The sequence below is a fragment of the Butyricicoccus sp. AF18-9LB genome (assembly GCF_027684505.1).
GTDB lineage: Bacteria > Bacillota > Clostridia > Oscillospirales > Butyricicoccaceae > Agathobaculum > Agathobaculum butyriciproducens.
In genome coordinates this window covers 479-865 of the sequence record NZ_JAQCWA010000063.1, presented here as the reverse complement: position 1 = coordinate 865, position 387 = coordinate 479, and the positions used below count along the sequence as shown (strand labels likewise).

The 387-nt window shown below is 60.5% G+C and carries 1 protein-coding gene; it reads left to right on the top strand.

Features of this window, described 5'->3' with window-relative positions:
* On the top strand, nt 1–387 hold a 387-nt coding region (locus PGY33_RS14305), incomplete at both ends, for an NAD(P)-binding protein (RefSeq protein WP_270479209.1).

Here is a 387-nt window from a genome sequence, read left to right as displayed (position 1 = left end):
TGCATGACCGGCTGCCCGGTACAGGTTAAGATTCCGGAGTTCATCGCTCTGGTTGCAGAGGGTAAGTTTCTCGAAGCGGCAGCCAAGATCAAGGAGACCTCCGCACTGCCGGCTGTCTGCGGCCGTGTATGCCCGCAGGAGAGCCAGTGCGAGTGTCACTGTGTCCGCGGCATCAAGGGCGAGGCTGTAGCAATCGGCCGTCTGGAGCGTTTCGTTGCCGATTACGCGCGCGAAAACAGCACCGAAAAGGCAGTAAAGCCGGAGTCCAACGGTCACAAGGTTGCCATTGTTGGTGCAGGCCCGGCCGGTCTGACCTGTGCAGGCGATCTGGCTCGTATGGGTTATGAGGTTACCGTTTTCGAGGCGCTGCACACCGCAGGCGGCGTA